Genomic DNA, 26,460 nt, shown 5'->3' with positions numbered 1-26,460 from the left:
GATTTTCCTTAATCCATTTGTAAGTCTCTCTTAATAGCGCGGCAATCGGGTATACTCAGGCGCGCCAGGTTTACACCCTGGCGCGCCCTGCGCTTCGAGTTTTGTGGAGAGTCATTTTGCGTGTCAGCCGTTCCTTAACAATCAAACAGATGGCGATGGTTTCTGCCGTCACCATGCTGTTTGTACTGCTCTTCTGCGTAATTTTGCTGTTTCATTCCGTACAGCAGAATCGCTATAACACGGCTTCGCAGTTAGAAAGTATCGCGCGCTCGGTGCGCGGCCCGCTCTCTGCCTCTATCCTGAAAGGGGATATTCCCGAAGCGGAAACCATTTTAAAACGCATTCAGCCTGCCGGCGTCGTTAGCCGCGCCGATGTGGTCTTGCCCAACCAGTTTCAGGCGCTGCGGATGAGCTTTATCCCGGAGCGTCCCGTCCCGATGATGGTGATGCGCCTGTTTGAACTTCCGGTGCAGATTTCACTGCCCGTATATTCGCTTGAACGCCCTGCCAATCCGCAGCCGCTGGCCTATCTGGTATTACAGGCGGACTCCTACCGGATGTATAAATTCGTCATGAGTTGGGTGGTTACGTTAGTGACCACTTGCTTACTTATGACGCTTATTCTCAGCGTGGCGCTCACCTGGTGCATTAACCGGCTGATTGTTCATCCGCTGCGCCGTATCGCCCGCGAGCTGAATACGCTTGCGCCGCAGGATCAGATGGGACATCAGCTTGAGCTCCCGCGTCTGCATCATGACGATGAGATAGGCATGCTGGTGCGCAGCTACAACCTCAACCAGCAGCGCATCCAGCGCCAGCAGGATGAGTTAAACAACAGCGCCACGCGCTTCCCGGTGTCGGAGCTTCCCAATAAAGCCTTCCTGATGGCGATGCTGGAGCAAACCGTTGAGCGCCAGCAAACCACGGCGCTGATGGTTATCGCCTGCGAAACCCTGCAGGACACGGCTGGCGTGCTCAAGGAGAGCCAGCGCGAAATGCTGCTGCTGACTCTGGTGGAAAAGATCAAATCTGTCCTTGCCCCGCGCATGGTGCTGACTCAGGTCAGCGGTTACGACCTGGTGGTGATTGCCAACGGCGTAAAAGAACCCTGGCATGCGATCACGTTAGGTCAGCAAGTACTCACTGTCATTAATGAGCGGTTGCCCATTCAGGGTATCCAACTGCGTCCAAGCGCCAGTATCGGTATTGCGATGTACTATGGCGATTTAACGGCAGAGCAGCTTTATCATCGCGCGTTCTCGGCGGCGTTCACCGCCCGGCGCAAAGGCAAAAATCAGATCCAGTTCTTTGCGCCAGAAGAGATGGAAAAGGCGCAGCAGCGTCTGACGGAAGAGAGCGACATCCTGACCGCACTGGATAACCGCCAGTTTGCCCTCTGGCTACAGCCGCAGGTGAATTTGCTGACGGGAGAAGTGAAAAGCGCCGAGGCACTGCTGCGCGTGCAGCAGCCGGATGGTTCATGGGAGCTGCCGGAAGGGCTGATTGAGCGCATTGAATACTGCGGCCTGATGGTTACCGTCGGCTACTGGGTGCTGGAGGAGTCCTGTCGTCAGCTTGCCGCCTGGCAGGAGCGCGGCGTGACGCTGCCGCTGTCGGTCAATTTGTCTGCCCTGCAGCTTATGCATCCAACCATGGTTTCAGAGATGCTGGAGCTGATCCATCGTTACCGAATCAAGCCTGATACGTTAACTCTGGAAGTGACGGAGAGCCGACGCATCGACGACCCTAATCAGGCGGTCGCGATCCTGAAACCGCTGCGTAATGCCGGCATCCGCATTGCGCTTGACGATTTCGGCATGGGATACGCCGGGCTGCGTCAGCTTCAGCACATGAAAACCCTTCCGGTGGATGTGCTCAAAATTGATAAAGCGTTTGTCGACGGTCTGCCGGGCGACAGCAGCATGGTGCAGGCGATTATCCAGATGGCGCGCAGCCTCAACCTGCATCTTATTGCCGAGGGAATTGAAACTGAAGCGCAACGCGCCTGGCTGGCAGAGGCGGGCGTGGAGAGCGGACAAGGCTTCCTTTTTGCCCCTGCTGTACCTTCGGATGTCTTTGAAGAACGATACCTTTCTGGTGCTGACAATAACGCAAAAGTGTAATTTTGTTGCTGGCTTGTGCGAGCCAGCTCAAAGTTCTTAACATTTGTGTTTCAAATTTGAACTGAGTTTATTTCTGTCCTGTTATGTGGGTGTTATTTTAAAGCCGCAGGTTAACCATAACCTTGCAAAACCTGTGGTTTTTCTTCCCAAGGACACCTTATGAAAACCTCACTCTTCAAAAGTCTTTATTTCCAGGTCCTGACAGCCATCGCCATCGGTATTCTGCTGGGTCACTATTACCCTGAGCTGGGCGCGCAAATGAAACCGCTTGGCGACGCGTTCGTTAAGCTCATCAAAATGGTCATCGCGCCGGTGATCTTCTGTACCGTCGTGACGGGCATCGCTGGCATGGAAAGCATGAAGGCGGTCGGCCGTACCGGTGCAGTGGCGCTTCTCTATTTTGAAGTGGTCAGTACCCTTGCGCTGATTATCGGTCTGATCATCGTCAACGTGGTGCAGCCGGGCGCGGGGATGAACGTAGACCCGTCAACGCTTGATGCCAAAGCGGTCGCGGTGTATGCCGAGCAGGCGAAGGATCAGGGCGTGGTGGCCTTCCTGCTGGACGTGATACCGGGCAGCGTGATTGGCGCCTTCGCCAGCGGTAACATCCTGCAGGTGCTGCTGTTCGCCGTGATGTTTGGCTTTGCTCTGCACCGTCTGGGCAGCAAAGGCCAGCTTATCTTTAATGTGATCGAAAGCTTCTCGCAGGTGATTTTCGGCATCATCAATATGATCATGCGCCTGGCGCCGATCGGTGCTTTCGGTGCGATGGCCTTCACCATCGGTAAGTATGGCGTCGGTACGCTGGTGCAGCTGGGTCAGCTGATTATCTGCTTCTATATCACCTGTATCCTTTTCGTGGTGGTGGTGCTGGGCTCCATCGCCCGCGCGACGGGTTTCAACATCTTCAAATTTATCCGTTACATTCGCGAAGAGCTGCTGATCGTTCTGGGGACATCCTCTTCAGAATCGGCGCTGCCGCGTATGCTCGACAAGATGGAAAAGCTGGGGTGCCGTAAGTCGGTGGTCGGGCTGGTGATCCCGACGGGCTACTCCTTCAACCTGGACGGCACCTCGATATACCTGACGATGGCGGCCGTGTTTATCGCTCAGGCGACTAACAGCCATATGGATATTTTCCATCAGATTACCCTGCTGGTGGTGCTCCTGCTCTCCTCTAAAGGCGCGGCAGGCGTGACGGGCAGTGGCTTTATCGTGCTGGCTGCCACCATTTCCGCTGTGGGTCACCTGCCGGTGGCGGGTCTGGCGTTGATTCTCGGTATCGACCGCTTCATGTCAGAGGCGCGTGCGTTAACCAACCTGGTGGGTAACGGCGTGGCAACGGTGGTGGTGGCGAAATGGGTGAAAGAGCTGGATCACAAAAAGCTCGACGATACTCTGAATAATCGTTCATCTGACAGCAAAAATCCTGGCTTAACCTCTTAATCTTGTCACAAATGCCCGTATTCCCTTGTCGGGATGCGGGCTCCTGCGCATAATAACTGTTCGTACCTGTCATAATTCGACAAGATTTTTTTTGGGTATATTTCACTTCGGACCGTGACGTTTTGCCGAACGCGCGGTCTAATCGACGTGTTTTCATCGTCATCTTTAAGAGTGAAGCGCGTCGCGAAACACTCTTTTTAACCAGGAATGTTGATCAGGGGTTCACATGCAGGGCACAAAAATTCGACTCTTAACCGGCGGTTTGCTGATGATGGCAGCAGCCAGTTATGTGCAGGCAGATGCGCTCCAGCCAGACCCGGCCTGGCAACAAGGGACCTTAGCGAACGGTTTTCAGTGGCAGGTGTTAGCCACGCCGCAACGTCCCAGTGACCGTGTAGAAATCCGTCTGTCCATTAATACCGGTTCCCTCACGGAAAGCACCCAGCAAACCGGTTTTAGCCATTTTATTCCCCGGCTGGCGCTCACGCAGAGCGGCAGCCTGCAAGCGGTTCAGGTGCGTTCGCTTTGGCAGCAGGCCATCGATCCGAAACGCCCACTTCCTCCGGCTGTGGTCTCGTATGACTACACCATGTTTAACCTGAGCCTGCCTAATAACCGTAACGATCTGCTTAAAGAAGCGCTTACGTATCTCTCCGATGCCTCTGGCAATCTGGCGATTACGCCGGACACCGTCAACTATGCGTTGAGCAACAGCGACATGGTGGCGACCTGGCCCGGGGATACCAAAGAGGGCTGGTGGCGTTACCGCCTGAAGGGCTCGACGCTACTGGGACATGACCCGGCCGAACCGCTGAAACAGCCGGTGGATGCCGAACAGGTCAAATCGTTCTACCAGAAGTGGTACACCCCGGATGCGATGACGCTGATCGTGGTGGGTAACGTGGACAGCCGCGCGGTGGTGGAGCAGATCAACAAAGCGTTTGGTGATTTGAAAGGCAAGCGTGAAACGCCAGCCCCTGTCCCGACGCTCTCTCCGCTGCGTGCAGAGCCTGTCAGCATTATGACGGACGCCGTGCGTCAGGATCGCCTCTCCGTCATGTGGGATAACGCCTGGCAGCCCATCCGCGAGTCCGCGGCGATGTTGCGCTACTGGCGTGCCGATCTGGCGCGTGAAGCGCTGTTCTGGCACGTTCAGCAGACGCTGAGCAAGAACAACGTGAAGAATATCGGTCTTGGCTTTGACTGCCGCGTGCTGTTCCAGCGTGCGCAGTGTGCCATCAACGTTGAATCGCCGGGCGATAAGCTGAATGCCAATCTGGGCGTGGTCGCAAAAGAGCTGGCAAAAGTGCGTAAAGAAGGGCTTTCCGAAGAGGAATTCAACGCTCTCGTGGCGCAGAAAAAACTCGAGCTGCAGAAGCTGTTTGCGACCTACGCTCGCGCCGATACCGACATTCTGATCAGCCAGCGTATTCGTTCCCTGCAGAATCAGGTGGTGGACATTGCGCCGGAACAGTACCAGAAGCTTCGTCAGGACTTCCTGAACGGTCTGACCGTCGATATGCTCAATCAGGACCTCCGTCAGCAGCTGTCGCAGGAGATGGCGTTGATCCTCCTGCAGCCGAAGGGCGAGCCGGAATATGACATGAAGGAACTTCAGAAGACCTGGGATTCCATTATGGCTACCGCGCCGCAGCCCGCGCAGGCCGCCACGGCTGATGATTTACATCCGGACGCGACGGATATTCCGCAGGGGCAGTAATGCTTAAACGTTCCCTCTCCCTGTGGGAGAGGGTTAAGGTGAGGGCATCAGCCCGCACCCTCCTTAAACAGGCATCGCCTCGCGCGGAATAATCGCCCCGCGATACTGAATCACCGTGCTGGCCGTCAGGTGCCCACGCTGTGCCGCCGCTTCCGGCGTTCCACCCGTCAGACGTACCGCCAGATAACCCGCGCTGAATGAATCACCGGCCGCCGTGGTATCAATCACTTTCTCTTTGGCAAGCTTCACTGCCGGAACGTCAACCAGCGCTTCGCCCGCCACCGCGACCAGGCACGAATCTGCACCACGCTTAATCACCACTTCGCTCACGCCTGCCGCCTGCGTGCGTGCAATCACGTCCTCTACCGGTTTCTCACCCCACAGGGCGTCTTCATCGTCGAGCGTCAGGAAGGCGATATCGGTGCACTGCAGCATCTGTTGGTAGACCTGCTGCGTCTCTTCGCGGCTGGTCCACAGGCGCGGGCGGTAGTTGTTATCGAAAATAACCTTGCCGCCGTTTGCCCGGCATTCGCGCAGAAGCGAGAGCAGCTTTTCACGGCTGGTGGGGCTTAAAATCGCCAGGCTAATCCCGCTCAGATAGAGGTAGTCAAAGGTCGCCAGCTCTTCGCAGATGGCCGCGGCCGCGTCGCTCTCCAGCCAGAATTTGGCCGCAGCCTCGTTACGCCAGTAATAAAACGTGCGTTCGCCGGTGCTGTCGGTTTCGATGTAATAAAGCCCCGGGAGGCGGTTCTCCATACGCTGAATCAGCGACGTTTCAACATGTTCACTCTGCCAGGCCTCCAGCATTTGCTGGCTGAAGCTGTCCGTGCCCAGGGCGGTCACGTAGTTCACGGTGAGCGCCTCAGGTGCAACCTGACGGGCAATGTAAACCGAGGTGTTTAACGTATCGCCACCAAATCCGCGGCTGACTTCCGCGCCTTTTTGCGACAGCTCAATCATGCATTCGCCAATCACGGCAATTTTTTTGGACATAATCGTTAACCTGAACAGAAGAATTATCAGCAGTGTGCGCTGAGTGAATTAACCGGTCAACTATATTAAAACAACGTTCCATTATTTTATTTGAGCCAGCGCGTGTTACCGCGCATTTCTGTCATCTTAATTTCATTTTCCCGGTGAATTGAACATAAAGTTCTCAATTGTCGCGCCGATAATCCTGTGACGAGTCCAGAAAGGCTATCCCAACAACAGGACATCTGAAATGAAGTCAGAGCAGGTTATCCAGCGGCTGAGCACTACGCCTGAGGCAAGTATTGAGAACTTGCAGGAGCATCGCTACTGGCTGCAATGTGAGCGTGCGTACACCTATCAGCCGATTTACCGAACAGATGGTCGACTGATGGCAATTGAAATATTAACCGTCGTTACGCACCCCACAAACCCTACTCAGCGCATCCCGCCGGATCGCTATTTTGCCGAAGTTGCCGTTCGCCAGCGTCTGGACGTGCTGGAAGAGCAGCTTCGTATGCTGGCGACGAAGCAGCCCTTTTTCGAACAGCACGATATCCTCGCCTCGGTGAACGTCGATGGTCCAACCCTGCTGGCGCTGCGTCAGAACGCAAAATTGCAGGAGCTGATCGCCACTCTTCCGTGGATGCGCTTTGAGCTGGTGGAGCATGTCCGCCTGCCGCAGGATTCCTCGTTTGCGTCGATATGCGAATACGGCCCGCTGTGGCTGGATGACTTTGGCACCGGCATGGCGAACTTCTCCGCCCTGAGTGAAGTGCGCTACGACTACATTAAAGTGGCCCGCGACCTGTTCATTATGCTGCGTCAAACCCCGGAAGGGCGGAATCTGTTTACGCTGCTATTACAGCTGATGAACCGCTATTGCCAGGGCGTGATTGTTGAAGGTGTGGAAACACTGGAAGAGTGGCGTGATGTGCAAAACTCTCCCGCAGCGGCGGCGCAAGGCTATTATCTCTCCCGCCCGGTACCCATGGATCGCCTCGATAGCGTGATAATGACCCTCTGATAAGCCCGCTTCCCTTTGTCTGGACTATAGTTTTACAGGACAGGTCATCAGGAAAGGGGATAAAAATGACGAGAACAACCAGGGTAATCTCCTGGACAGCAGGGATTTTCTTGTTGTTGATCGTGGTCGTAGCCATCATTATTGCGACGTTTGACTGGAACCGTCTCAAGCCGACCATCAACCAGAAAGTCTCAACCGAACTGAACCGCCCCTTCGCCATACGCGGTGATTTAGGGGTGGTGTGGGAGCGTCAGAAAGAGGAGCCAGGCTGGCGAAGCTGGATCCCCTGGCCACACGTCCATGCCGACGACATCATTCTCGGCAACCCGCCGGATATCCCGGACGTCACCATGATCCACCTGCCGCGGGTTGAAGCCACGCTGGCTCCGTTAGCGCTCCTCACCAAAACGGTCTATCTGCCGTGGATCAAACTTCAGCAGCCCGATGCGCGTCTGATCCGACTTTCAGAAAAAAACAACAACTGGACGTTTAACCTTGCCAGCGACAGCGAAAAAGATCCGAATGCCCAGCCTTCTTCCTGGTCATTCCGTCTCGACAATATTCTTTTCGATCGCGGGCGGATCGCCATCGACGATAAGGTCAGCAAGGCGGACGTGGAGATCCTGGTCGATCCGCTGGGCAAACCGCTGCCGTTTAGCGAGGTCACGGGCAGGAAAGCGAAAGGTGACGCGGCAAGCGTGGGTGACTATGTCTTCGGCCTGACGGCAAAAGGACGATATAACGATCAGCCTCTCAGCGGTAAAGGGAAAATCGGCGGCATGCTGGCGCTTCGGAGCGAAGGCACGCCGTTCCCGGTGCAGGCGGACTTCCGTTCCGGTAACACCCGCGTGGCGTTCGTGGGCACGGTCAACGACCCGATGAATATGGGGGGCGTCGACCTTCAGCTTAAATTTGCAGGCGATTCGCTGGGCGAGCTGTATGAACTGACCGGCGTGCTGCTACCGGATACCCCGCCGTTCGAAACGGACGGGCATCTGGTCGCCAAAATCGATACTGAAAAAGCGTCCGTTTTTGACTACCGGGATTTCAACGGCCGGATCGGCGACAGCGATATCCACGGCACGCTGACCTACACCACCGGAAAACCGCGCCCGAAACTGGAAGGGGATGTGGAGTCCCGTCAGCTGCGCCTGGCCGATCTGGGTCCGCTGATTGGCGTGGACTCAGGCAAAGGCACAAAGTCGAAAGAGGTCAAAAAGGATGTTCAGCCTGCCGGCAAAGTGCTGCCATACGATCGCTTCGAAACCGACAAATGGAACGTGATGGATGCGGATGTGCGCTTCAAAGGCGGAAAAATTGAACATGGCAGTACGCTGCCGATCAGCAATCTTTCGACCCATATCCTCCTCAAAAACGCCGACCTGCGCCTGCAGCCGCTGAAGTTCGGCATGGCGGGTGGGACGATTTCTTCGAACATTCATCTGGAAGGCGATAAGAAGCCGATGCAGGGGCGGGCGGAGATCCAGGCGCGTCGATTGAAGCTGAAAGAGCTGATGCCGAACGTAGAGCTGATGCAGAAAACCCTCGGTGAAATGAATGGTGATGCCGACATTCGCGGCGTGGGGAACTCGGTGGCGGCGCTGCTGGGCAGCGGCAATGGTAACCTGAAGCTGCTGATGAACGACGGGCTGGTGAGCCGAAACCTGATGGAGATCCTGGGGCTGAACGTGGGTAACTACGTCATCGGGCAAATCTTCGGTGATGACGAGGTGCGGGTGAACTGCGCGGCGGCCAATCTGGATCTGGTTAACGGCGTGGCGCGTCCGCAGATATTTGCCTTCGACACGGAAAACGCGGTGATTAACGTAACCGGTACCGCCAGCATGGCCTCGGAGCAGCTTGATCTGACGATTGACCCGGAAAGTAAGGGGATCCGCATCATCACCCTGCGCTCGCCGCTTTACGTGCGCGGAACCTTCAAAAACCCGCAGGCGGGCGTGAAGCCCGGACCGCTGATTGCGCGCGGTGCGGTGGCTGCGGCACTGGCGACGCTGGTCACCCCAGCCGCAGCCCTACTGGCGTTGATTTCACCGTCAGAAGGCGAGGCCAATCAGTGCCGGACTATTTTGTCGCAGATGAAGAAGTAGCTCCCTCTCCCTGTGGGAGAGGGGCGTCAGGCCGCAGTGAATTACAGAGCCTGGTGCTTAGTTTCGTGCGTCAGCAGCAGCGCAATCAGCGTCAGCGCCGCCATTGCCGCCAGATAGACCCCCACATAGAACAGACCATAGTTCGCCTGCAGCCAGGTGGCGATATACGGCGCAACGGACGCGCCCAGAATAGAGGCAACGTTGTAGGAGAATGACGCACCGGTATAACGTACTTCCGTCGGGAACAGCTCGGGCAGCAGCGCGCCCATCGGGCCGAAGGTCAGCCCCATCAGGCTCAGGCCAATCAGCAGATAGGCCATCACCAGCGCCGGGCTACCTGAACCCAGCAGCGGCGGGAAGACGAACAGAGCAAACAGAATGATGAGCGTGGTGATCGTAATCATGCTCGCACGACGACCGAATTTATCCGCCAGCAGGCCCGCAATCGGTACCATCACACCAAACCCGATCACCGCCATCATCAGCATCCACAGCACTTCGTTACGCGGCAGGCCCAGGCCAACCGGCGCGGCGGCGGTACTGAACGTCATGGAGTAGACGGTCATAATGTAGAAAAGCGTATAGGTTGCCAGCATGATGAACGTGCCCAGTACGGTCACGCGGACGTGTTTGGTCAGCAGCGTACCCAGCGGCACTTTCACCTGCTTGTTCGCCGCGGCCACTTTCGCGAAAACAGGCGTCTCATGCAGCGAAACGCGCACGTACAGGCCAATCAGCACCAGCACGGCTGAGAAGATAAACGGGAGACGCCAGCCCCAGCTCATGAACTGTTCATCCGTCAGCAGCCAGGAGAGCAGCAGGAACGTCCCGTTGGCAAAGAAGAAGCCAATCGGAGCGCCCAGCTGCGGGAATGAACCGTACAGCGCGCGCTTGCGCGCCGGGGCGTTCTCGGTGGCCAGCAGCGCCGCGCCGCCCCATTCACCGCCCAGCCCCAGACCCTGACCAAAACGCGCCAGCGCCAGCAGGACCGGCGCCAGAATGCCGATGGTTTCATAGGTCGGCAGCAGACCGATGGCTACGGTGGAGATGCCCATCGTCAGCAGCGAGGCCACCAGGGTGACTTTTCGGCCAATGCGATCGCCAAAGTGTCCAAACAGCGCAGAGCCAATCGGACGCGCAACAAACGCGATAGCAAAAGTCGCCAGAGACTGCAGCGTGGCCGCCGTCGGATCGCCCTGCGGGAAGAAAATATGCGGGAAGACGATGACCGCGGCGGTGGCATAAATATAAAAGTCGAAGAACTCAATGGCGGTGCCAATCAGCGATGCGACGACGACTTTATTGCGCGAGTTTACCGGAACGTTTTCCGTTCCTGAGTCGAGTGTGGTGGCGGTTGCTTGCATAATATTTTCTTATTTTTGTCGAACGAAAGGCCATATTACGCACAGCAAAAGCGACATTTCAATCTGTAACAAAGCCGCGGGCTGGTGATAAAAACAACAAAAAGCGGATAATTTTCAGACCAGCGAAAACACGTCTATGAAATGCTTCACAGATTTTAAATATTGGTCAATTAAACTGGTTTTCGGTTAAATAAAAGTTACGGGCTGGATTTATATGCTGAAATGAAGAATCGGGCTGAAATTTCAGCCCGAGAGCGGGGCTAGCGGTGCGTTTTGCCCGGCATTCGCGTGTCGCCTTTGTACTCGGCGGTGGCAATCCATGCCGCGCAGAACAGGGTCAGGCGGGCGAAGAAGTAGAAGAAGGCCATCAGCCCCAGCACCGAGCCAAACGCCGCGCCGGAAGGGGATTTCACCAGCGACGGTAGCGTGTAGGTCATCACGATTTTGATCACCTCAAAGCCGATCGCCGCAATCAACGTGCCGCGGAGCAGCGCCTTCTTGCGCGGACGATGGCGCGGCAAGCGCCAGAAGATCCAGAAGAACAGCAGGTAGTTGGCGAAGATGGAAATGGCCAGCCCAATGCCGCGCCAGGCGGGCTTCAGCCATTCGATGTAATCAAGGTAAAGCGCGGAGATGATCATCTGCTGCGCCGAGCCCGCCACGGAGGTAATGGAAAGCGTCACGATCAGCGCGACGAGCAGGCCAATCAGCGAAACAAAATCGCGGAGATACTTAACCCATATTTTCTCCTGGTCCTGCGGCTTACGCTCCCAGACGTCGCGCGACTGGGCGCGAATGGCCTCGCGCAGGTTGCCCATCCAGTTAACGCCGGAGTAAAGGGCAATCAGCAAACCGACAATACCCACGGTGGTACGCTGCTGAACGGCGGTATTGATGGTGCTTTTGAGCGTGCTGGCAAGGGTCGGGTCACTGACGTTATTCAGGATCTTATTGAAGATATCCTGCAGTAGCGTCGGGTGCGACGCGAGCACAAAACCGGCTGCCGCAAACGACACCATCAGGATTGGTATCATCGACAGGAAGGAAAAATAGGTGATGGCGGCACCAAACTGGTTCCCCATGCGGTCATTAAACCGTTCTGTGGCGCGTATCAGGTGCGCAATCATGGGAAGCTGCTGAATTCTCGCGGCGATACCGGTGACGGTCCCCAGCGCTTTGCTGGCGGTGCCTGGCGTTTTGGCCTCTTCGGGCCCGGTCTCCATCTTTTTGATGGGGTCATACTCTAAATGTTGAGTCGGTCGTTGCGGATTGTTTTCCGGCGTCACGCGCATTTTCCTTTTCGTTTGGCTGGATGTTTTTGAATTATAGCTTGCGGCTAGTCCACGTAAGCTTTTGTGAGTTCAGTTAGCCACTCCATGAACAGATGGACCCGGCGGGAGAGGTTGCGGCGGTGGGGGTAAATCAGGGAAACAGGCATCGGTTCGGCCCGGTATTGCGGGAGGATCTCAATCAGCTTCTTCGCGCGCAGTAAATCGCGCACACCAACCCGCGGCACCTGAATAATGCCCAGCCCGGCGAGACAGGCAGCCTGGTAAGTTTCCGTGCTGTTGACGGTTAAGACCCCGCCCGTTTTTATCCACTGCGTTGCACTGCCGTTATAAAACTCAAAACCCTGGGGGCGTGTTCCCAGCGTAGCGGTGTAATGAATGACGGCGTGCGAGCCTAAATCGTCCAGGGTTTCCGGATAGCCAAAACGCGCCAGATAATCCGGGCTGGCGCAGTTAATCACCGATAGCTTGCCCAGCGGACGGGCAATCAGCCCTGAATCCTTAAGCGTGCCGACGCGCACCACGCAATCAAACCCTTCGCGGATCACATCCACAAGACGATCGCTGCTGCTGAGCTCAAGTTCAATGCCCGGATAGTGCTGCAGAAAAGCAGGCAGTTTGGGGATGACTAAATTTCGAGCAACGCCGACGGGCATATCCACGCGGAGCCGACCGCTGATGCTGGAGGGATCGTGCTGAAACATGCCGTCGAGTTCATCAAGGTTTGCCAGCAGATCTTTGGCCCGCTCGTAATAGACCATGCCGTCCTGCGTCAGGCTGACGCGTCGCGTGGTGCGGTGCAATAGCTGGGTGCCAAGCCGGTTTTCCAGGGCCTGAATTTGCCGCGAGACGCTGCCTTTCGGCAGGGTTAACGTTTCGGCCGCGCGGGAAAAACTCTCCAGTTCCGCGACGCGGACGAACAACTGCATTGCGTGAATTTTATCCATAGAGGAAGCTCATTGTTGTTTCTGCTGAAACAGTGAAGCGTTTTAACCCATCTTTATTGATTTTCTATCACCTAATAAGCTCTTTCTCAATCTCCTTAACAGCCAAAACGAGGTTTATGATGAGTGAACGTATCGCATTAGTGACGGGTGGTAGCCGTGGTCTGGGCAAAAACGCTGCGTTAAAGCTGGCGGCAGACGGCACGGGAATTGTCCTGACATACAACCGTAGCCAGCAGGAAGCGCTGGATGTTGTGCATGAAATTCAGCAAAAAGGCGTCAACGCAGCGGCATTACAGCTCAACGTCGGGGATATCACGAGTTTTGATCATTTTGCCCGACAGCTTCAGGAAACCCTTAAGACCGTCTGGCAGCGCGAAACCTTTGACTATTTATTGAACAATGCCGGAACGGGTTTATACGCGCCCTATGCCGACACGACGGAAGCCCAGTTTGATGAAGCGCTGAACATTCATTTCAAAGGACCTTTCTTCCTGACCCAGCGCCTGCTGCCGCTGCTTAACGACGGGGGACGGATCCTCAACGTCTCCAGCGGGCTGGCCCGTTTTACCCAGCCGGGTTCAGGGACCTACGCGGCGATGAAGGGGGCGATGGAAGTGCTGACGCGTTATCAGGCGAAAGAGCTGGGCGCGCGCGGCATTTCCGTCAATATCATTGCGCCTGGCGCGATAGAAACAGACTTTGGCGGCGGACGCGTGCGCGACAACGCGGAGCTGAATCAGATGCTGGCGTCGCAGACGGCGCTGGGACGGGTGGGTTTGCCGGACGATATCGGCGATGCCATTGCGGCACTGCTCAGCGATAAGCTGGGCTGGATGAATGCGCAACGTATTGAAGTCTCTGGCGGTATGTTCCTGTGATGTACGGGCTTAAGGGGAAGGATCCTCTTAAGGAGACCCTTAATCACAATATTTCGCCAGAGAAAGACCCTGATGTTTTTTTATTAACGCAATGGCCGCAGAAAATATTTCCAGCAAATGACGTTTGATATTCGTTTCCTCTTAATAGCGACACCAAAGAGGAAACGATGTCCGGGGAATATCTGCTAAAAAGCGGTTGGTCAGGAATTATTATTCAGGTATTCCTGCTGTAATAAACCAAATAGCCAGTCATTTTGCCAGCGCCCCGCAAGATAATAGCTCTCGCGTAATTCCCCTTCCAGGCGAAAGTGGGCTTTTTCCAGCAGGCGTCTTGAAGCGACATTTCCCGCGGTGACGGTGGCGGTGAGTCGCCGTATACCGCCCTGATGAAAAGCGTAATCGCAAAGCGCTTTCAGGGTTTCAAAGCCGTAACCTTTCCCCTGCGCCTCGGGGGCGAAAAGGAAGCCCACTTCTGCGCAGTCCTCCTCCCGATGAATATAGCCGGTAACGCCCAGCGGGCCCTGTGAGGCGGTGTCACGTACGACGAGACAAAGCCAGTGCGCGCTGCCCGGTGCCCATGGGGTCAGGCGCGAATCAAACGCCTCGCGGATCGCCGCGACGGGGCGGTCTTCCGCCACAAATCGCATCACGTCCGGGTGCTGCTGTAGCGCCAGAAAAAAGGGCCAGTCTTGTTCCTGCAGGGGCGAACAGGTCAGGCGAGAGGTAATTAAAACCGGCATTCGGATTCTCCTGAAACATTTTAAATCATTTTAGGGTTGTCACTTTATTTCAACAGAAAGTCAGGTATGGTTAACCGCGTATAAATAAAAAGAATAAAGGGCGTTTCGTGCCCATTCCGGATGTCTTCGTTGTCGCTTAAGGAAAACAATGACTCTCAGCACATCACATCATATTCGCGAACAGTTTGAACACTGTCTGGCGGTCATTCGCCTTGCGTCGGTGGAAATTTTACTCCTTCTGAATGTACATGCTTCTGAGGGCAAAGATCCACGCTGGTTCCTGGAACAACTCGACAGCGCGCGATTAGCTCAGGGCGGCTGGGGAGCCGTTGCGAAAAAACTCAACCTTAATGATGCCGAGATGTCGGAATTTACGCTCCAGCTACGCCTGCTGCAGCAGCGCGTTCCGCAGTATGAAAGCGGACAGGATGTGAGTGAAAACCAGCTTATTGCGGCGATGCGGTTTGTGACCGCGCTGGAACATCTTCGCCTGCAGCAGCCGCTGTTGACCTACAGCACGGACCTGGCGCCGGGAAACGAACTCCAGCAGCAGCAGGCGCACAAGCAGGTACGCGCGATTGAGCTGATGATTAAAGGGCTCATCCAGCAGGCCTGGCCCGATCAGGTGCGGCTGAACAACCATCTGAAGACCCTGTTTAACGCTGACCGCGTGCGGCGCTGGCTGAAGCTTGGCGAGATCAATGATGTCCTCAGCGGCATGATGTTCAGTGAACTGGCGCAGATGCTGGTGGATAAAAAAGAGTTCAGCCGCTATTACGCTTCGCTGTTCAGCGACCCGTCGATGCTGACGCTGCTGGTTGAACCGCGCAAAACGCTGCAAACCTTCCTCGATGACATTCGGCAAATCCGCAACAACATCACCGTTCAGAAAACGTTAAGCTCGGCGCAAATCCAGCTGCTGGATAACTACTACACGCAGATCGCGCGGCCCGTGCAACGGGCGTTTGAAGAGGGGAGAACGCCCGTCAATCCGGCCGGATTCATGGCGGTAGATGCCAGCGAATTGCATACCTTCTGGGAAAAGGCGCAGAAAATGGATCGGGTCACCGGTGGGGATCTGTTTGAAGTCCGGGACACCATTGAAAAGCCTACCCAGCGCGCGCCGCGTACGCCCGAACAACGCGAGCAGCTCATTTCCGGTGCGCTATGGGGGGCGGTTGGCGTTATGGTGATTGCCATCGTGGCGGGGGGCTTCTGGCTGGTAACCAGCAGCAAGCCGCAGCCAGCGACCGTCAGCGCGGCTGAAGCGGCTCCTCCGCAGGAAATGCGCGAGACGCCTTCTTCGCGCGAAACGCTCACGCGCATGGGGGTCACCTGGGACGAGAATAATTTCCGCTCGGCCATTAACCGCAACGATACCCGCGTGACCCAGCTCTTTTTGCAGGGCGGTATGGACTGGAAGCTCTCCTGGACCGAAGAGGCGATGTCTGCAGGCTATGACGATGTGCTGGAGCTGATGTTACGCTACCGGCAGAACATGGTGGAAGAGAAGCCGTGTCGTCGCTTCATCAACACGCTCAGCCACGCCATGTCGAACGGCGAGTCTCTGACCTCGGTTCGTAAAGAGTATCTCAAAGCTTTCTGCACCGTGCCTGCCGTGGTGAAACGCCAGCAGCACGATCTCGACATGGCCACACGCCGCGCGCAGTCGCAGCCGGATGCCACTACGAAAAAATGGCAGTCCATTCAGACTGCCATTTATGAGGTGATTCGCTGATCTCTTTTCCCTCTCCCTGTGGGAGAGGCCGGGGTGAGGGCACCAGACCGCACCCCGCTTAAGGTTCCCCATATAGCCCAATCAGCCGCCGCACCACGCCGTTCGTCCAGCCGAAACCGTCCTGCAGCGGATACTCACCCCCGCCACCTTCGCGCGGTGTACTGCTGGCGATGTGGTACTTCTCAATCAGCTTGTGATGCGTCTTATAAAAATGGTTCACCGTATGCAGCCAGCTCCAGGCGATCTCATCGCCCAGCGAGTCGTTGCCGTACTGCTTGAACCCCTGAATCGCCATCCACTGCAGCGGTGCCCAGCCGTTGGGTTTATCCCACTGCTCGCTGGTTTCGTACTCGGTCGCCAGAATTCCGCCCGGCGTCAGCAGACGCGCCTTGACCGCATCCGACAAACGTTCTGCCTGCTCGTGCGTCGCCATTCCAACATACAGCGGCACAATGCTGGCGGCAGAAAACAGCGCCAGCTCTTCGCGTCGCCAGTCGTAATCGCGGTAACAGCCGCTCTCCTCATCCCACAGATAGCGGTTCACCGCCGCGCGGCGGTCGTTGGCTTTCTGGCGGAACGTTTCTGCCGTCTCTTTATCCCCTTTCGACGCCGAGATGTTGGCGATAGCGCTTTCCAGCTTGAACAGGAAGGCGTTCAGATCGATGGGGATAAACTGCGTCGTGCGGATGCTGGCGAGCCGCGACGGATCGCGCAGCCAGCGGGACGAATAATCCCAGCCGGACGCCGCCCCCGCACGCAGGTCGCGATACACCTCATTGGGCGGACGACCCGAGTGGCGGGCGGTTTCCACGTCCTCAATCCACGATTCGTCGCGCGGGGTATCACGGTCGTCCCAGTAGCGGTTGAGCAGTGAACCGTCCGGCATGCGCACGGCGCTGCGGTAAGCCTGATTAAGCAGCAGCGACTCCGCGCCGTCCATCCAGAAGGCGTACTCCATTTTGAGGTGGTCCAGATAGCGTTTCGCCCCGCGCACGCCGTCCTCCTCGAACAGCTCCACCATCAGGGCAAAGACCGGCGGCTGTGAGCGGCTGAGATAATAGGTGCGATTGCCGTTGGGGATATGTCCGTAGCGTTCAATCAGCCAGGCGAAGTTGTCCGCCATACACTTGAGCAGATCGTTACGGCCGCTCTCTGCCAGCCCCAGCATGGAGAAATAGGAATCCCAGTAGTAGGTCTCGCTGAATCGCCCGCCGGGGACGATATAGGCCTGCGGCAGTGCCAGCAGGGAAGACCAGGGAATGTGATCCTGCGGCTCGCGCGTCAGCACCGGCCACAGGTTATCAATATGCTCTTTCAGGGAGAGTCCCGGGTCGGAGACATATTCTGTGCCGTACGTTTCCGGCATCCAGAAGTGGTTCTCCACAAACTGGCGCAGGTCGAAATCCCGGTGGCGTCTGACCTTGCGGTAGCGGATCAGGATATCCAGCGGATCCATCTTTGGCGCGCAGTCGGGAAAGGTTTTACTGTCCGCAAACAGCCGCGTCGACTGCACGTGCTCGAACAGTTCAAGATAGCGGTCTGCGGGCGTCAACGCATCGGAGGCGGGTAGCCCCTCGATCATTTCGGGTTCCGGCTCCGCCTCAATCATTTCATCCAGTTTCAACTCGCAGGGATCGGTCTCGTAGCGCAGCTCTTCTGCAATCTCGAACTCGATGTTCTCGGTAGCCTGTAGTTTCTGGTTGAACATGGTGATAGGGACCTCCGGTTGTGTGTTCAAAAGACAGGTTTATCCGGGCGTCTTATAAGCGTAGACATTCGCTTCGGTAGATGGGGAGGGAAATGTGCGGTAGATCACTATTTTCGGAGCATTCGTTTTGCAACGATTTATGAATGTTAAAAAAATGCCCCTCCGGGGAGGGGCATCAGGATTAACGCATGGTCACACAATACCTCTACACCCGCAGACCTCTGGAACTCGGGAAAGCCTTGAATCCCATGATCTGAGGGGGAGGACGTTGGATTCCAGAGAACAAAACTAAATTTTGTAACGTTACTTTGTTGCATAGAGCTTGGTATCAGTTGATAGGCCAGTAGAAGACTCTATCAGACGGGGAATTCAACTTAGGTTGATTAAACCACTATTTTCGCTCTTAGGAGTATCATAAAAATATGCTCATTTAATGAATTTGAGTAATAAGAATTTATTCAAGAGAGTTGTTGATAACCTGACCCAATAATATTTTAATTTCAGTTGCTCGCTGAACAGTTAACAGAAGGATATGACTGAATACTATGTTTTTTTTAATGCAAAAGTAAGGAGCTATACTGTTCTCCCTTGCTAATAAATGGTCGCTACAATTGATCTACCTTAATTTATGCGAATGTGACAAAGGATTTGTTTCTTTAGGTTATAAACTCACGTTAAGAAAGGGAAGATTCTCAATAAATTAATTAATAAAATATTATTATCAATGATAGTGCTAAATTAATTCATTGATTGTTGTTTTTTTTTGTTGTTTTTTTGTTGTTTTGAGTCTCAATTGAGACTTTTTTACGCTTTACGAATTATTTCTTTTGTATACGATATTCTGCTTGTATTTATTGCGTTAAAACTGCGTTTAACATGCATACTTAATATCACAGGAAATTACTATCTATGGAATTTAAAAAATATTCGAAATTAGCATTGTTTGGACTTCTTACGTGTGCATTTCTAAATGCGAACGTAAATGCATCAGATGGTTCAATTAATTTTACTGGCACAGTTCTTGACGCGGCATGTACTGTCGATGTTGGTGCTAGCAGTGCATTAGCTGTGGATCTTGGCTCTGTACAGAAATCTGCTTTTACCGCTGTAGGCTCAACGGCAAGTGCTACGAAATTTACGTTAAAAGTTTCTAAATGTCCTTCGACCATAACGAAAGCAAGTGTGAAGTTTGAAGGGATTTCTTATGACGGGGATGAATCTGTACTTGCTTTGACTACTGGTACAGGTGTCGCTACAGGGATCGGTATTCAATTATTGGATTCTGCGAGTACAGTCGTTCCGCTTGAAACTCCATCAAGCTCTTATACCCTGGCTACTGATGTCTCTAACGAACTCGATTTCTATGCTCGTTATATTCAGAAAGCAGCTACCGTTGCAGCTGGTAAAGCAGATGCTGCTGTCAACTTCACAATCGTTTATCCATAATTTTAATTCGCCGGGTCTAATGACTCGGCAGTTTAATCATCTGGAATAGTATTATATGAATATTATACGAAGCATATTATTGTTAGGTTCGATGTTTGTTATATCAAATGTAAATGCCGGCATCATAGTTGGCGGTACCCGCGTGGTTTATGATGGCGCGAAGAAAGAATCCTCCTTGAGTGTCAATAATCCCGATAAAATTCCATATCTGATTCAGACGTGGATCGAAAACAACGATAGTAGTTCATCAAAAGCACCTTTTATTGTAACACCACCCCTATTCCGTCTTGATGGTGAACAACAAAATCTTCTGCGTATAATTCGCTCTGGAAATCTTCCGGAAGATCAAGAGTCTCTTTTCTGGTTGAATGTTAAAGCTATTCCTGCCGGTAAAAGAGCGGGAAACACACTTCAAATTGCTGTTCGCACGCGTATCAAATTAATTTACCGACCATCTTCGCTGAAAGATAATTCACCTGAGGATCAGGCCGACAGGCTAGTCTGGTCGCGTAGTGGTAATCAGTTAAAGGTTAAAAATCCAACTGCATACTATATGAATTTCAATGATATCTCTGTAGATGGTAAAAAATTAAAGAATGTGGCCTACGTTGCGCCGGGAGCAACTTCTTATTTCCCTCTCTCTTCAGGAGGAAGCGCAGTGACATGGAAAATAATCAGTGACTACGGTGCCATAGGCCCAGAACATCATACAACTTTCTGATGTTTCGATTATTTATACTCTGCTTGAATAAATTACAGGAATAAGGTAAAGGAATAAATCAATGGTTGCAGTATTACCTTCTCGCTTTCCTCGCTCAGCTTTAGCATGCCTGGTAACTTTATTGATACCATCGCTGGTATATGCTGGAGACAGTAAAGCGCCGGAATTGAACGAAAGCAGCGATGTATATTTTAATCCAGCCCTTTTATCTTTGGGGAATCCGAATCAGGAACATGTTGATTTATCTCTTTATGAAAGTGGGACACAAGCGCCTGGAAAATACAGGGTTGATATTTTTGTCAACAGCGAAAATGTAGATGCTCGTGATGTGGATTTTCGTCTTAATGAAGAGTCAGGAAAAAATCGGCTAATTCCATGTCTCAGTCTGAAAGATTTGCGTAGTTATGGCGTAAAAACGTATCTGTTCCCGTCGCTTGGAGATACAAACACGACATGTGTTAATTTGAATGCCATTCCAGATGCTGATAGCCAATTTTATTTTAATAGCCAGAAATTAGTTCTACGTATTCCCCAGGCGGCACTGATACCTAAGGCTCGTGGGTATGTTGACTCTGCGCAATGGGATAATGGAATAAATGCTCTTTTACTGAACTATAGCTTTTCAGGGGATAGTACCCATGACCATTCCGGTACAGGACGGAACAGCAATAGCCAGTATGCTAATTTGCGACCTGGTCTAAACGTCGGGCCGTGGCGTTTTCGAAATTATTCCACATGGAACCATGGAAGTGATGGTCGAAGTAATTTTGAAAGTGTCTATACCTATGCCCAGCGCAATATCGTGACACTTAAAGGGCAAATGACCTTTGGCGATAGCTCGTCTCCTTCAGACGTGTTTGACAGTGTGCCGTTTCGTGGGGTTCAGATCGCATCTGATGATGACATGTTGCCTGAAAGTTTACGTGGATATGCACCTGTGGTACGCGGAATTGCCCGGACGAATGCACAAGTAGTTATTCGTCAAAATGGTTATGAGATTTACCGAAGTTATGTTTCTCCGGGAGCTTTTGAAATTACCGATATGTATCCGACAGGCGGCTCCGGCGATCTCGAGGTAACAATCAAAGAAGCAGATGGTTCTGAGCAGCATATTTTGGTGCCGTTTGCTTCATTGCCGGTGTTACAGCGTGAAGGACGATTAAAATACAGTACAACCACAGGACAATATCGCTCCTATGACAGCGCTGTAAATAAAACACCTTTTTTTCAAGGCACTGCTATATACGGTATGCCCAAAGGGGTAACTATTTATGGCGGGTTACAGGGCGCAGAGCACTATAGCAGCATGTCTATGGGGCTGGGTAAGAACATGGGAGATGTTGGCGCATTGTCAGTAGATGTAACCCTGGCAGACGCTAAGTTGAAAAGTTCTGAATCTCCTCAGGGGACGTCGATGCGTATTCGCTACAATAAAAACATTACACAAACAGGGACGAATTTTGCAATAGCGGGTTATCGATATTCCACAAGTGGGTACTACACGATGGGGGAAACCCTTGATTCTTGGCGAAATGATGACAGCAACGCCAGCAGCAACGTTGGCAGGGCTCGCAATCGTGAAGAGCTGACAATGACGCAAACAATCGGTGAAAGTATGGGTAGTCTGTCGCTATCAGCTATCCATGAAGCTTACTGGGACACCCGGCAAAGCACAGAATCATACTCAACCGGGTATAATAATTCATGGAAAGGTATTAGCTATAGCATCAATTACTCATACAGCCGAAATGGCACATCCAGCGGAAATAACGATGGTAGCAAAGTTTATGATAAAGATCAGATTGTGTCCTTAAATATTAACGTTCCGTTCAGCAATTTTCTTTTAGGTCATAATATGAATGTCAGCTATGGCATGACGGGTACTAAAGGCGTTGGTACCAGCCACACGGTGGGTCTTAACGGTACGTTGCTTGAGGACAATAATCTAAGCTGGAACATGCAGAAAGGATATTCAACATCTGATACGGGTACTACCGGGAATCTAAATGTCGATTATCGTGGCACTTATGGCGAAATGAACGGCGGTTACAGTTATGATCCTGATAATAGCCGCGTAAATTACGGTATATCAGGTGGGATGATCTTACATAGAGATGGTCTGACATTAAGCCAACCATTGGGTGAAACTATCTCCTTGGTAAAAGCCCCTGGGGCGTCCGGAGTTAAAATACACGGACAAACCGGCGTGAAGACAGACTTCCGGGGTTACGCAGTTGTCCCATATGAAACAGCGTTCCGCAAGAATGATGTTGGTCTTGATACTGAGTATCTTGGTGATGACATCGACTTAGTTCAGACCAATAAGACGGTAATTCCAACCCGTGGCGCAATTGTACGGGCTGAATTTGAAGCTCGTATAGGTTCACGAGCTTTAATAACGCTCAGATTAAAGGATGGAAAATATGTTCCTTTTGGTGCAACGGTAACTGCTAATGACAGCACACAAGATGTAGAATTTATCGTAGGTGAGGAAGGGCAAGTATATGTTAGTGGTTTGAAAAAACAGGGTGTACTACTGGCAAGTTGGGGAGCAAGTACCAGTAAAAAATGCACGGTTAAATATTTTATGCCAGATAGCACTGAGAAAAGTTCTTTGATAAACATGAATAGCGAATGTATCCAATGAAAAGAATCTTCCATTTTTTGTTTTTTTTAATGCTCTATACATTATCCACTCATAGTTGGGCTGCAGGATGTATAGACAAAACTATGAATGTAACTTTCACTGTCCCTGAAATTACGGTTCCTTATGGGACTTCAACAGGAGCAAAGATTTGGGATTCTTCATATTTAACTGATTCAGCCGGTGTAAATACTACTTGCGGCACGTCTGTATTTAACTCCATTGCAGATTACGGAAATGACACAGGATTAACAACCGCGGAAGGTTGTCACATATATTCTACAAATGTGAAAGGGATCGGATATGTGATAACATTCGGACCAATAAGCGCACGGTACTGTAACGAATTCGCACCGCCTAATTCTGTTAGTGGTTCCTGGCCCACTTTTACGAATGATAGGGAGATGGCTTTGTATATTACTGAAAAGCCTGAATCTGGCACGTTATATAATGGACAATATACTCATTTAAAAGTGGAAAAAACAGGTGATATAATTTTTAATTATCTTGTTAGTGGTGGGGTTATTCATGCTACTCAATGTTTATTGGATAATTCGAACGTGCAGGCAAAACTGGGCGATATATCTTCAAATGTATTCAAGGGAGTTGGTTCGGCCTCAGATTCATATGATTTTAAAATTGGTTTAACTTGCGATGGGCATTCAAACATTAGTATCACTTTGAATGCAGAAAAGAGTGGGGAAACTAGCGACCCTACCGTTATCGCGCTAACTAACACTGGCGCAAATGATACGGCTAAAGGGATAGGTGTACAAATATTATATAATTCTCAACCAATAAAACTTGAAGAATCTATTCCATTGATATCAACTGAAGGAGGCTCTCAAGAATTACTGACTTTCTCGGCTCGTTACTATCAAACACAAGAAAAAATCATTCCTGGTGAGGCAAACTCAACTGCTACCCTGGACATAACTTATCAGTAAACAGGATGATTTATATAATGAAATTTATAAAATTAATAGTGCTTTTTATTATTGTAACTACAGTAAATTTTGCAATAGCAGGAACTACAACTGCAACGATTAATATCTTAGGAAGAATTACAGCTCCCCCATGTACTGTTGATACCGATACCATCAATCAGACAGTTTTCTTAGGTAAAACTTTTGTTAACGAATTGGCCGCAGGTTCTGGCAGTGTCTGGACTCCTTTTACACTAACTTTAAGTAAATGCCCGGTAAACTGGGAAAATGCCACTGTAACACTTACTGGTAATAGTGCCAGTGATAATAAATACTTTGCAAACAGCGGTAGCGCGCAAGGTGTAGTTTTGCAAATTAGCGATACAGGACATACCAAGAGCTACGGTAATGGTGCAACTATAACAGAGTTAATTGATGTAAACCGAAATGTTACTTTTCAACTTGATGCCAGAATGTTTAATCCGAGTGGGGTAGTCACTGCAGGAGACTTTAATGCAGTGGTGGAGGTAGATTTCACCTATCAGTAATAAGAATGTCGTTATGAATAAAATGCAACTTTGTAATGCTATTAGTAACTGATACATTTGCTGTTATTGATTAAGAGAAGCCTATATCTTCCGTCTCCAGGGCAGGATATATCTCTCACCTAAAAACGATCATTGCGAGCACTGCTGCCGGTGGATTTTCTAATGCATGCTTGCTTCAGACCTCGACGAGTATGGTAGTCACGAGAATACAAAATCTTAACTATCATACGCCTGCTTATCTGAGAACCATGTGAAAGAAGCATAAGGATGACTATGCAATAACTTCAAATTCATTGCTGACAACGGCAGCCTACCAATTTGGAATAGGCGTGGAGACAGGCAAAACAGTAATTTTTGCCCATCGTTCCAGACATGATTTCGAATCTGAAGTAATAGAGTACGGAACGGCGGTTAAACCTGAATACCGTATTCTCAAAGGCAATCTTTTAGAGATAATTCCAGGCATAATAATAGAATAGAGGGCAATTCAGTCAACAAGACGTCATATTAACCGGGTATTTATTGGAGGCGAGATGATTGCGCATTATTTGACCCCTTCAGGATATCGGTGTTTTAGAATTAGGGAGTTTGACGATTTTTAGGCCGATGAAGAATACATGTTCAGCAAGCCATGAATTGTAAGCCGGGTATATCTCTACCCTACAAACGGACTTTCATTACGTTCTTAAAAAGAGAAATCTGGCCTTTCAGCCAGATTTCCAGAGCAAAAACGTGTATAGATACGTTTCCCGTATTAACGCATGGTCACAAACTCTTCCGCGGCCGTCGGGTGGATGGCCACCGTGTTGTCGAAGTCTTTCTTGGTTGCGCCCATCTTCAGCGCCACGGCGAAGCCCTGCAGGATCTCGTCCATGCCGAAGCCGATGCCGTGGATGCCGACAATCTTCTCTTCCGGGCCCACGCAGACCAGCTTCATGCGGCACGGCTGACGGTGCGAGGTGACGGCGGTGTACATCGCGGTAAACGCCGATTTATACACTTTCACCTGGTCGTCGCCATACTGCTCGCGCGCCTGCGGCTCGGTTAAGCCGACGGTGCCGATTGGCGGGTGGCTGAAGACCACGGTCGGAATGTTGCTGTAGTCCAGATGCTCGTCCGGCTTGTTGTTGAACAGGCGCTCGGAGAGACGACGGCCCGCCGCAACGGCGACCGGCGTCAGCTCAACCGCGCCGGTGTTGTCGCCAACCGCATAAATGCCTGGAACGCTGGTGTTCTGGAATTTATCGACGACGATATAGCCTTTTTCGTCGGTTTTCACGCCAGTCACGCCCAGGTTGAAGTTATCGTTCGCAGGTTCACGGCCAATCGCCCAGATCAGGCAATCGACGGTCTGGCTGCGGCCATCTTCCAGCTCAAGCGTCAGGCTACCGTCCGCGTTTTTCACGACCGCTTTTGGCACGGCGTTGGTGTGCAGGGTCGGGCCTTCGGTGTTCATCACTTCAACCAGCGTATCGACAATCAGCGGGTCAAAGCTGCGCAGCGGCGCGTGTTTACGTACGAACAGGTGGGCTTCCGCGCCCAGGCCGTTAATCACGCCGGCCAGTTCCACCGCGATATAGCCCGCGCCAACAACGGCAACGCGTTTTGGCAGGGCAGGCAGCTCGAAGAAACCGTCGGAGTCGATGCCGTATTCCACGCCCGGGATGTTCGGGTGGCTCGGACGACCGCCGGTGGCGATCAGGATGTGATCGGCGGTGATCGTCTCGCCGTTCACTTCGATCGTTTTTTCGTCCACAAAGCGGGCGAAACCGTGGATAACATCGACGTTATTTTTACCCAGAACGTTGTCGTACGAGGTGTGAATACGGTCGATGTAGGCGGTACGGCTGGCGATCAGTTTGTCCCAGTCGAAGCGGTTGATGGTGGTGTCAAAGCCGTAGTCCGGGCCATACATATGGATAGCTTCACGGATCTGCGCCGCATGCCACATCACTTTCTTCGGTACACAACCCACGTTCACGCAGGTGCCGCCCAGCGCTTTGGCTTCAATCAGCGCGCACTTCTGGCCGTACATGGCCGCACGGTTGATGGAGGCGATGCCGCCGCTGCCGCCGCCGATTGCGATGTAGTCATAATGCTTAGTCATTGCTTTTGTCC

Annotated in this window: 19 protein-coding genes; 12 read left to right on the top strand and 7 right to left on the bottom strand. The window is 52.3% G+C overall.

What is annotated here, in order from left to right; all coding sequences use genetic code 11:
* The first annotated feature begins 116 nt into the window (after positions 1–116).
* From hmsP to F0320_RS20495, 3 genes are all read left to right on the top strand, one after another.
* The gene (gene hmsP, locus F0320_RS20505; RefSeq protein WP_126330565.1) at positions 117–2,123 is read left to right on the top strand and encodes a biofilm formation regulator HmsP; all 2,007 of its coding nucleotides are present in this window, start codon (positions 117–119) and stop codon (positions 2,121–2,123) included.
* A 159-nt stretch (positions 2,124–2,282) separates the two neighbouring features.
* The gene (locus F0320_RS20500) at positions 2,283–3,569 is read left to right on the top strand and encodes a dicarboxylate/amino acid:cation symporter (RefSeq protein ID WP_126330567.1); all 1,287 of its coding nucleotides are present in this window, start codon (positions 2,283–2,285) and stop codon (positions 3,567–3,569) included.
* Between the two features lie 226 nt (positions 3,570–3,795).
* On the top strand, positions 3,796–5,289 hold the full coding sequence (locus tag F0320_RS20495; protein ID WP_047173984.1) for a M16 family metallopeptidase: 1,494 nt from the start codon (positions 3,796–3,798) through the stop codon (positions 5,287–5,289).
* Between the two features lie 63 nt (positions 5,290–5,352).
* On the opposite strand, the gene F0320_RS20490 is transcribed toward F0320_RS20495, so the two are convergent.
* Positions 5,353–6,282 (bottom strand): sugar kinase, encoded by a 930-nt coding sequence (locus F0320_RS20490; protein WP_047652949.1) that lies wholly within the window; start codon positions 6,280–6,282, stop codon positions 5,353–5,355.
* A gap of 229 nt (positions 6,283–6,511) precedes the next feature.
* Here F0320_RS20490 and pdeH point away from each other — a divergent pair, with 229 nt between their 5' ends.
* On the top strand, positions 6,512–7,285 hold the full coding sequence (gene pdeH / locus F0320_RS20485) for a cyclic-guanylate-specific phosphodiesterase (RefSeq protein WP_047652948.1): 774 nt from the start codon (positions 6,512–6,514) through the stop codon (positions 7,283–7,285).
* A gap of 65 nt (positions 7,286–7,350) precedes the next feature.
* Entirely contained in the window at positions 7,351–9,393 is a 2,043-nt protein-coding gene (locus tag F0320_RS20480; protein ID WP_126330569.1) for an AsmA family protein, read from the top strand.
* Positions 9,394–9,434: 41 nt separating this feature from the next.
* Here F0320_RS20480 and F0320_RS20475 read toward each other — a convergent pair whose 3' ends face one another.
* From F0320_RS20475 to F0320_RS20465, 3 genes are all read right to left on the bottom strand, one after another.
* Positions 9,435–10,757, bottom strand: a complete 1,323-nt coding sequence (locus F0320_RS20475) for an MFS transporter (RefSeq protein ID WP_023309582.1) — start codon at positions 10,755–10,757, stop codon at positions 9,435–9,437.
* Between the two features lie 260 nt (positions 10,758–11,017).
* Positions 11,018–12,043 carry an inner membrane protein YhjD gene (gene yhjD / locus F0320_RS20470; RefSeq protein WP_047652969.1) on the bottom strand — a complete coding sequence of 342 codons (1,026 nt, stop codon included), beginning with the start codon at positions 12,041–12,043 and terminating at the stop codon, positions 11,018–11,020.
* A 50-nt stretch (positions 12,044–12,093) separates the two neighbouring features.
* Entirely contained in the window at positions 12,094–12,993 is a 900-nt protein-coding gene (locus tag F0320_RS20465) for a LysR family transcriptional regulator (protein ID WP_047652945.1), read from the bottom strand.
* A gap of 119 nt (positions 12,994–13,112) precedes the next feature.
* Between F0320_RS20465 and F0320_RS20460 the strand changes: the two genes are divergently transcribed.
* Positions 13,113–13,871 (top strand): SDR family NAD(P)-dependent oxidoreductase, encoded by a 759-nt coding sequence (locus F0320_RS20460; protein ID WP_047652944.1) that lies wholly within the window; start codon positions 13,113–13,115, stop codon positions 13,869–13,871.
* A gap of 200 nt (positions 13,872–14,071) precedes the next feature.
* On the opposite strand, the gene F0320_RS20455 is transcribed toward F0320_RS20460, so the two are convergent.
* The gene (locus F0320_RS20455; protein ID WP_126330571.1) at positions 14,072–14,611 is read right to left on the bottom strand and encodes a GNAT family N-acetyltransferase; all 540 of its coding nucleotides are present in this window, start codon (positions 14,609–14,611) and stop codon (positions 14,072–14,074) included.
* 148 nt (positions 14,612–14,759) lie between these two features.
* On the opposite strand from F0320_RS20455, the gene F0320_RS20450 reads away from it, so the two are divergent.
* The gene (locus F0320_RS20450; RefSeq protein ID WP_047652941.1) at positions 14,760–16,349 is read left to right on the top strand and encodes an STY4199 family HEPN domain-containing protein; all 1,590 of its coding nucleotides are present in this window, start codon (positions 14,760–14,762) and stop codon (positions 16,347–16,349) included.
* A 58-nt stretch (positions 16,350–16,407) separates the two neighbouring features.
* On the opposite strand, the gene F0320_RS20445 is transcribed toward F0320_RS20450, so the two are convergent.
* Positions 16,408–18,057 carry an alpha,alpha-trehalase gene (locus tag F0320_RS20445; protein WP_047652939.1) on the bottom strand — a complete coding sequence of 550 codons (1,650 nt, stop codon included), beginning with the start codon at positions 18,055–18,057 and terminating at the stop codon, positions 16,408–16,410.
* 909 nt (positions 18,058–18,966) lie between these two features.
* Between F0320_RS20445 and F0320_RS20440 the strand changes: the two genes are divergently transcribed.
* From F0320_RS20440 to F0320_RS20420, 5 genes are all read left to right on the top strand, one after another.
* The gene (locus tag F0320_RS20440) at positions 18,967–19,503 is read left to right on the top strand and encodes a fimbrial protein (RefSeq protein ID WP_126330573.1); all 537 of its coding nucleotides are present in this window, start codon (positions 18,967–18,969) and stop codon (positions 19,501–19,503) included.
* 55 nt (positions 19,504–19,558) lie between these two features.
* On the top strand, positions 19,559–20,224 hold the full coding sequence (locus tag F0320_RS20435) for a fimbrial biogenesis chaperone (RefSeq protein ID WP_126330575.1): 666 nt from the start codon (positions 19,559–19,561) through the stop codon (positions 20,222–20,224).
* 61 nt (positions 20,225–20,285) lie between these two features.
* Entirely contained in the window at positions 20,286–22,871 is a 2,586-nt protein-coding gene (locus F0320_RS20430; RefSeq protein ID WP_126330577.1) for a fimbria/pilus outer membrane usher protein, read from the top strand.
* Positions 22,868–23,815, top strand: coding sequence for a fimbrial protein (locus tag F0320_RS20425; protein ID WP_185807263.1), 948 nt, complete (start codon positions 22,868–22,870; stop codon positions 23,813–23,815). The genes F0320_RS20430 and F0320_RS20425 overlap by 4 nt, the downstream gene beginning before the upstream one ends.
* A gap of 17 nt (positions 23,816–23,832) precedes the next feature.
* Positions 23,833–24,342 carry a fimbrial protein gene (locus tag F0320_RS20420; RefSeq protein ID WP_185807264.1) on the top strand — a complete coding sequence of 170 codons (510 nt, stop codon included), beginning with the start codon at positions 23,833–23,835 and terminating at the stop codon, positions 24,340–24,342.
* 754 nt (positions 24,343–25,096) lie between these two features.
* On the opposite strand, the gene gorA is transcribed toward F0320_RS20420, so the two are convergent.
* Positions 25,097–26,449, bottom strand: a complete 1,353-nt coding sequence (gene gorA, locus F0320_RS20415; RefSeq protein ID WP_047652938.1) for a glutathione-disulfide reductase — start codon at positions 26,447–26,449, stop codon at positions 25,097–25,099.
* Between the last annotated feature and the right edge of the window lie 11 nt (positions 26,450–26,460).

It is taken from the genome of Enterobacter dykesii, from assembly GCF_008364625.2.
Lineage (GTDB): Bacteria > Pseudomonadota > Gammaproteobacteria > Enterobacterales > Enterobacteriaceae > Enterobacter > Enterobacter dykesii.
Note: the sequence above shows the minus strand (reverse complement) of the source record. Positions and strands in the feature narration are given on the sequence as shown.